A 5,326-nucleotide genomic window follows, 5' to 3' on the forward strand; every position below is an offset into this window, starting at 1 on the left:
ACGGCATGGAGCTCGTGATCGCCGGCTGCGGCACGCAGGGCGGCGCCCTCGGTGACCAGGAGACCAGGAGACTGCTCGCCCTGGCCCGTTCGGCAGGGGTCGGCGATCGCGTCGTGCTCGCGGGCCATGTGCCCTACTCCCGACTGCCCGCGCTGCTGCGGTCCGCCGACGTGGTGGCGTGCACCCCACGGGAGCAGTCGTCGGGCGGAGTGGCGCTGGAGGCGATGGCCTGCGGCACACCCGTTCTCGCCACCGCGGTCGGCGGTCTCGTCGACGTCGTCGTGGACGGGTTGAGCGGAGTGCTGGTCCCGCCGGGAAAACCGGATGCCACGGCCAAGTCGCTGCGCGCGCTGCTCGCCGACGGCACGTACCGGGAACTGCTCAGCGTCGCGGGACGAGACCGGGCTCTCGCGCGGTACTCCTGGCACCGCGTCGCATCCGACCTGGTGCGCGTCTACGCCACGGCGGTGACCAGCCGCGGGATCGCGCCGCGGCACGTCCGCGCACGGACGACGTCAACGCCGAGGTGAGCGTGGCGGCCTCCCGGCCGCTGCCCTGAGCATCGCCGTCACGAGGCCGGAACTGATCGTGCCCCCTCCCAGGCCGATCTCGACGAGCTCGTCGAAGGCGTGCCGGTCGTCACGTGCCGCGGCCGTGGCCAGGTCCACGAGGGCGGGCGCGCGGGTAAGCAGGGCGAGGGCATCGGTGTGCCGCAGGTGTCTGCCGAGGAGACGGCGCAACGACAGCCGGTAGTGCCCGGCGGGATCCGCTGTCGTCGCGGCCGCACCGGCGAGGGCTCCGGACAGGACGGCGTAGTAGATCCCCTCGCCCGTGAGCGGGTTGATCAGCGAGGCCGCGTCCCCGGCCAGCAGCACGCGACCGCGGCCGACGCCCGGCCTGCCCGGCGACAACGGCAGCCGGTGGCCGCGCAGCGCCAGCGGAGGGCAGCCGGGCAGCAACGCGTGCAGGCATTCCGTCAGATGCGCTCGCGTCGGCGGACCGGTGCGGATGAGCTCGCCGTAGCCGACGTTCGCGGTGCCGTCACCGACGGGGAAGACCCAGGCGTACGCGGGCCAGTGCGCGGTGGCCATCACGAGCCGCTGCTCCTGCTCCGGCCACGGGTCCGCGCTCGTGTACCCGCGCAGTGCGATGGCGGTGGTGCCCGGTCTGGCGGTCCTGGCTCCGCTTCGCCGTCGTACGACCGACTCCGCGCCGTCCGCGCCGATGACCGTGCGGGCGTGGAACCGCCCGTCGACCTCGACGCCGTCCGCCACCGCGACGAGCGAGCGCACCCGGTGCCGGCGCAGCCGCGCACCCGCCTCCTGGGCAGCCGCGACGAGTCGCGCGTCGAGCAGCGCGCGGGGGACGACCGAGGTGGGGCGCGCGAACCCCCTGGCGGCCGTCACGCCGCTCGGCGCGGTCAGCCGCAGGCCGAGGACGGGGGCCGTGCCGGCGGTGAGAGCGCCGACGTCCACGTCGAGCCCGCCCAGGACGTCCAGCGCGTGCGGTGCGACCCCGTCGCCGCAGACCTTGTCGCGCGGGAACTCCGCGGCGTCCAGCAGCAGCACGCGGGCGTCCGGGTCGGCGCGCAACGCCGCCAGGGCGGCCGTGGAGCCCGCGGGCCCGGCGCCGACGACGACCAGGTCCCACCGGTCGCGCGCGGCCATCAGCGAGCCAGTTGGTCGACCGCGGCGGCGAACAGCCACGGCGCGCGCACTGCGGCGGGAACGATCCGGCGCCCGAGCACCGGCCGGTTCCTGGCCCACAGCAGCGACTCCGTCAGCCAGCGGGACCGGCGCGACGTGCGCGCCCAGGCGCGGTCGTAGTCCGCCGGACGCCCGGCGGACAGGCAGCGGACGAGCTCGGCCCCGGTCGTCAGCGCCAGGGCGAGCCCCTCGCCGGTCAGCGCGTCGACGTAGCCCGCCGCGTCGCCCGCCAGCAGCACGCGTCCGGCGACCCGGCCGGTGGTCCGCTGCCTCAACGGCCCTGCTCCGCGCACGGTCGAGACCGGTGCCGCACCGGCCAGCCGCTCCGCCAGCTCGGGGAAAGCGGCGAGCTGCTCGGTGAAGCCGCCCCGGACCGGCGACAGGATCGCGACGCCGACGGTGTCCGGTGCCACGGGTGTCACGTAGGCCTCCGACCGGGGCGCCCACGTCACCTCCACCCCATCGCTCCAGGGCTCCAGGGCGAAGTGGCGCCGCAGCCCCCAGCGCGGCGAGGAGGTCCTGCCCGGCGAGCGCAGGCCGACGAGAGCGCGGATCGGCGAGTGCAGGCCGTCCGCGGCGACGAGGTAGCGCGCCCGCAACGCCCCGGCCCGCACGTGGTCGTCGTGCTGGAGGACGTCGGTGACCGGCGTGTCCAGCACGGGTATCCCGGCACGGCGGACTGCCTCACCGAGCGCGTCGTGCAGCCGGACGCGGCGAACTCCCCGTCCGGCGCCACAGCGGAACGGCGCGTGCGCCGTCAGAGGTCCCTGCCGGTAGGTGATGCCGTCGATCGGGTGGCCGGGCGGGTCCACCCCGAGCGCGGCCAGTGCGCGCACGGCACCGGGCATCAGCCCTTCCCCGCAGGCCTTGTCGAGCACACCGGGCCTCCTCTCGCACACCAGCACGTCCATGCCGGCCTGGGCGCAGCCCAGCGCGACGGCGAGCCCCGCCGGGCCCCCGCCGGCCACCAGGACGTCGTGCACCCGGTCAGACACGGACCGACCGCAACGCGTCGTTCTCCGCGCGGACGCGGACCGCCAGCAGACCCGCGTTCAGCACGGTGAAGACCGACGCGGTCAGCCACGCGCCGTGCACCAAGGGCAGTGCGAAGCCCTCGACCACGACCGCGACGTAGTTCGGGTGCGGGAACAGGCGGTACGGACCGCCGGTCACGAGCGGAAGCCCCGGCACGACGACGATCCGGGTGTTCCACTGACGTCCGAGCGTCCGGACGCACCACCACCGCAGGACCTGGGACAGTACGACGAGCGCGAGCATCGGCCAGCCCAGCGCGGGCACGAAGGCGCGGCCGGACAGCCAGACCTCGGCCAGGCACCCGGCCAGCAGGCCGGTGTGCAGCACGACCATGAACGGGTAGTGCGCGAACCCCGACTCCCGCCCGCCGCGGGCGAGGCTCCACGCCAGGTTCCTCCTCGCGACGACCAGCTCGGCCAGCCGCTCGGCCGCGACGAGGCCGACCAGCACCGAGTACCACGCCTGGCTCACCACCTCAGCAGCACCAGCTCGGCGCAGAAGCCCGGCCCCATCGCCATCACCACGCCCCAGTCGCCCGGGGCGGCGGGCCGGGCCGCGAGCGTGTCCGCGAAGACGTGCAGCACGGACGCCGAGGACAGGTTCCCTATCTCGTGCAACGACCGCCAGGTCATCGCGAGGTCCTGCTCGTCGAGGCCGAGCACCGACTGGATGGCCTCGATGACCTTCGGCCCACCGGGGTGGCAGATCCAGCGCGCGATGTCGCCGACCTCCAGACCGTGTGGTGCCAACAGGTTCTTGACGTCGTCGGCGAGGTGCTCGCGCACCAGCTCGGGGACCTCGGCGCCCAGCACGATCTTCAGTCCGGTGCTTCCGACGTCCCACCCCATCGCGCGTTCGGAGTCCGCGTACAGGTGGCTCAGCGAGTCCACGACCTGGGGACCGGCCGTGGCGCCGATGTGCTCGGAGCCGACAGCGACGACGGCCGCGGCGCCGTCGCCGAAGAGACCCGAGGCGATCATGTTGGCAGCGCTGGGATCCTGCCGTTGCACGGTCAGCGAGCACAGCTCGACCGACACGAGCATCGCGACCGAGCCTGGCCAGCCGCGCAGGAAGTCGTGCAGCCGCGCGACTCCCGCCGCGCCAGCCAGACAGCCGAGGCCGATGATCGGGATCCGCTTCACGTCCGGCCGCAGGCCGATGCGCGCCGCGATCCGGGCGTCGAGGGAGGGCACCGCGATCCCGGTGACGGTCGTGGACACGATGAGGTCCACATCGGACGGTCGCAGTCCCGCGTCCGCGAGCGCCGCCAGTGCGGCCTCACAGCCGAGATCGACCGCGACGGAGAGGAAAGCGTCGTTGGCCGCGGTGAAACCGTCGAGCTCGTCGTACCGCTCGATGGCCAGTGCGAGGTGCCGCGACCCGACGCGGGCGCTGCTGTGGAAGCGCGAGACCACCGCGCGGGAAGCGGAGTCCGGCAGACATAATCGGGCGAACAGGTTTGTCAGCCTTGCCTGGGGGTAGCGGTGCGGCGGAAGAACTCCGTGCACCGCCGAAATTGTCGTCACCTCTGTCACGGTACGGCTTCCGCCTACACTCGGCAGATGAGCGGCACAGCGATCCACCGCCGGAAGTCGTTGCGACTACTGCAAGGTCTCGCACGCGCGTGTCATCCCCTGCCCGCTCTCGCCGTCACGGTGGTGGCGGTCCTGCTCGGGCTGGGCGCCGGGATCGACGGCCCGCGCGCCACGCTGCTCGGTGCCGCGGTGCTCACGGGCCAGCTGTCGATCGGCTGGTCCAACGACTGGATCGACGCCGCCCGCGATCACGCCGCCGGGCGCGCGGACAAACCCGCTGCCGCAGGAGAGGTTCCGGTGTCCGCGGTCGCGGCCGCCGCGGTCGCGGCGGCGCTGGCGACGGTCGTGTCGTCGTTGTCGCTGGGCTGGTTCGCCGGTGGCGTGCTGCTGCTGAGCGCCGCGGGCGGCTGGGCGTACAACCTCGGTCTCAAGAGCACCGCCTTCTCCGGTGCCGCCTACCTGTTCTCGTTCGCCGCGCTGACGATCGGCGTGCACGCGGCGGGGTCGGGTGGGACGTGGCCGCCGTGGTGGGTGCCGGTGACGGGCGCGCTGCTCGGGTTCGGGGTGCACTTCGCCAACGTGCTCCCGGATCTGCGCGCGGACGCGGAGACCGGTGTCCGGGGCCTGCCCCACCGGCTCGGTCCGCGCACGGGGGTGATCGTCATGGCGGGAGCCCTGGCCACGGCGTCGGTCGTGCTGGGCCTCGCTCCCGCCGGGGCGTCGGCGCTCTACTCGGCGGTCGTGGTGACGACCGGGGTCGCGTTGGCCGTCGTCACGACCGCCGCCGCGATCCGCGCGCCGCACAGCGCGATCGCGTTCCGGCTGACCGTCGCGATCGCGCTGCTGGACGTGGTGCTGCTGCTCACCGTGAGCACCTGACGGCTATCTTCCGTGAGGCGCGGGAGCGGCCAGGTCGCGGCTGAGCTCGCCGCGGACGGTCTCCACGAGCTCGTCCCAGCTGTCGACGAACTTGCGGACACCCTGGCGTTCCAACTCGTCGGTGACCTCGCGGTAGTCGATTCCGAGCAGCGCGATCTCGCTGAGCACGTC

The 5,326-nt window shown here is 74.0% G+C and carries 6 protein-coding genes; 2 read left to right on the plus strand and 4 right to left on the minus strand.

The window, feature by feature from the left end; translation table 11 throughout:
• Nucleotides 1-530, plus strand: a 530-nt coding sequence (locus tag VF330_RS30215; RefSeq protein ID WP_330855095.1) for a glycosyltransferase, incomplete at its 5' end; no start/stop codon positions are given.
• On the opposite strand, the gene VF330_RS30220 is transcribed toward VF330_RS30215, so the two are convergent.
• Genes VF330_RS30220 through VF330_RS30235 form a run of 4 tightly spaced genes read right to left on the minus strand, consistent with a single transcriptional unit; the run spans nucleotide 516 to nucleotide 4,324 of the window.
• Nucleotides 516-1,667, minus strand: coding sequence for an NAD(P)/FAD-dependent oxidoreductase (locus VF330_RS30220; protein ID WP_330855096.1), 1,152 nt, complete (start codon nucleotides 1,665-1,667; stop codon nucleotides 516-518). The two genes, VF330_RS30215 and VF330_RS30220, sit on opposite strands and share 15 nt — an antisense overlap.
• Nucleotides 1,667-2,701, minus strand: a complete 1,035-nt coding sequence (locus tag VF330_RS30225) for an NAD(P)/FAD-dependent oxidoreductase (protein ID WP_253325547.1) — start codon at nucleotides 2,699-2,701, stop codon at nucleotides 1,667-1,669. The genes VF330_RS30220 and VF330_RS30225 overlap by 1 nt, the downstream gene beginning before the upstream one ends.
• Complete coding sequence (locus tag VF330_RS30230; protein ID WP_330855098.1) at nucleotides 2,694-3,212, minus strand: isoprenylcysteine carboxyl methyltransferase family protein; 519 nt, start codon at nucleotides 3,210-3,212, stop codon at nucleotides 2,694-2,696. The genes VF330_RS30225 and VF330_RS30230 overlap by 8 nt, the downstream gene beginning before the upstream one ends.
• Entirely contained in the window at nucleotides 3,209-4,324 is a 1,116-nt protein-coding gene (locus VF330_RS30235) for a type III polyketide synthase (protein ID WP_330855099.1), read from the minus strand. The genes VF330_RS30230 and VF330_RS30235 overlap by 4 nt, the downstream gene beginning before the upstream one ends.
• Here VF330_RS30235 and VF330_RS30240 point away from each other — a divergent pair.
• Nucleotides 4,304-5,155, plus strand: a complete 852-nt coding sequence (locus tag VF330_RS30240; RefSeq protein ID WP_330855100.1) for a UbiA family prenyltransferase — start codon at nucleotides 4,304-4,306, stop codon at nucleotides 5,153-5,155. The two genes, VF330_RS30235 and VF330_RS30240, sit on opposite strands and share 21 nt — an antisense overlap.
• Nucleotides 5,156-5,326: the final 171 nt, after the last annotated feature.

Origin of the sequence: Lentzea sp., from assembly GCF_036380075.1 — a bacterium.
Classification (GTDB): Bacteria; Actinomycetota; Actinomycetes; order Mycobacteriales; family Pseudonocardiaceae; genus Lentzea.

Coding starts and splice junctions, on each gene's coding strand:
- VF330_RS30240 (WP_330855100.1), top strand. CDS start 4,304: ATGAGCGGCACAGCGATCCACCGCCGGAAGTCGTTGCGACTACTGCAA.
- VF330_RS30220 (WP_330855096.1), bottom strand. CDS start 1,667: ATGGCCGCGCGCGACCGGTGGGACCTGGTCGTCGTCGGCGCCGGGCCC.